Genomic DNA, 1,835 nt, shown 5'->3' with positions numbered 1-1,835 from the left:
CGAGGCTGCTGCCAAACTAATTTGTCTAGATGTTTATGCACAGAGCCTGTTTCTATGCATCCGATATACCGTATTTATGTCGCTGTTTCCTTGCATATGTCCCGTTTTTTTTGTACCTTTATACCATAAAACAAAGGCGTCAAATCTATGTTAGCAAAACAGGCTTCACTCGTACTCAGTCCCTATTCAGAGATATTCGAAGTGGTAATTCCAGCAAATCACAAGCTCCGTCTGCTGAAGGACAAGGTAGACTTCTCATTCATCCGCAAAGAGGTCAAGGACAACTACTGCCTTGACAACGGCCGTAATGCGGAAGATCCGGTGCGCATGTTCAAGTATCTGTTTCTGAAGTGCATGTACGACCTTTCCGACCGCGGCCTGATGGACAGGGCCAGGACGGACATGGCTTTCAAGTACTTTCTAGACCTTGCTCCTGAGGCCGACGTGATAGATCCCAGCGTGCTCAGCAAGTTCCGCCGCAAGCGCCTGAAGGACATGAAGCTGATGGACTTCCTCATTGCCAAGAGCATCAAGATGGCCGTAGATCTGGGTCTCGTGAAGTCACGCACGCTGATAATAGACGCCACTCACACCTGCTCACAGTACAACCCGTACGCCCCGCTGGAGCTTCTTCGCCTACGCAGCAGGCAGCTCCGTCACGCCATATACAATTTCACCACAGAGCCTGAGACGTACAAGAAGATGTTCCCCAATAAGAACACCAGCTGCGACATAAACAAAGAAATAGCATACAGCCGTGATCTTATAAAATGCATACGTGAGAAGGAAATCATGCCAGACAATCCCAATGTAAAAGAGAAGATCGACCTGCTGGAGGAGACCATATCCGACATAGAGGACCACTTCACCGCGTCGGTCACCGACGATGATGCCAGGGTGGGCCACAAGACGGCAGACTCCTCATTCTTCGGTTATAAAACAAACATAATGATGACGGGCGACCGCCTGATAACCGCAGCAGTAGTCACTTCCGGGGATAAGCCTGACGGCAAGGAGCTGCCGGGACTGGTAGAGAAGAGCCTCAAGAACTTAGGGGCCAGCGAACAGGACAAGAAGATAGACTACATCCTCGGAGACGGCGCCTACAGCGGCGACGAGAACCTCAAGTTTGCCAAGGCCAATGCCTTGAAGCTGGTGTCGCGCCCCAATCCGATGCTCTACAAAGGCAAGGAATTCCAGAATGACGGATTTGAACTGAACAAGGATGCAGGCATGTACACATGCCCGGCAGGACATCTGGCGATAGAGAAGAGAATCTTAAAATACAAGGACAGGTCCAAAGGCAACGACCGGATACAATTCAAGTTCGACCCGGAAAAATGCAGCTGCTGCAAGCTGCGCGACAAATGCCTCTCCCAAGGAGCCAAGGCTCGGTACTATTCAATATCCATCAGGACGCCTGAGCAAGAAGAGCAGATGAAATTCTGCGAGACAGAAGAGTTCAAGGAAAAGTATAAGCCCCGATACATGATAGAGGCAAAGAACAGCGAACTCAAAAATATTTACGGCTATGACAAGGCACTATCCTTTGGCATCCACAGTATGGAAATACAGGGTGCCATGACAATCTTTGTCTCTAATATTCAAAGAATTCTCCGATTAATGAAATAAAACAGCCAGGAGGCTGTTTTATTGCCATACAGACCCATTAATGGCCCCACAGAGGCCCGTATTTTGATCCTTCAACCATTAAAATCCGCCAGCGATTTCTTTTTTCCAATTTTGGCCTGGTCTGTTTCTGAGTTCCCATAAGTTGCACGCCCCAATAAATGCATATCCGCCCTCTTTTTAAAGGGAGTTTGGCAGCAGCCTCG

At 48.8% G+C, this 1,835-nt stretch carries 1 protein-coding gene; it reads left to right on the top strand.

Annotated elements, in window-relative coordinates:
- The first annotated feature begins 147 nt into the window (after nucleotides 1-147).
- Nucleotides 148-1,632, top strand: coding sequence for an IS1182 family transposase (locus tag FYJ73_RS15535; protein WP_154535649.1), 1,485 nt, complete (start codon nucleotides 148-150; stop codon nucleotides 1,630-1,632).
- The last annotated feature ends 203 nt before the right edge of the window (nucleotides 1,633-1,835 follow it).

It is taken from the genome of Hallella mizrahii (genome assembly GCF_009695775.1).
Taxonomy (GTDB): Bacteria; Bacteroidota; Bacteroidia; order Bacteroidales; family Bacteroidaceae; genus Prevotella; species Prevotella mizrahii.
This window is presented reverse-complemented; position numbering and strand designations above follow the sequence as displayed.

Bases quoted from the DNA above. Each gene is read 5' to 3' on its own strand.
- FYJ73_RS15535 (WP_154535649.1), top strand. From the start codon at position 148: ATGTTAGCAAAACAGGCTTCACTCGTACTCAGTCCCTATTCAGAGATA.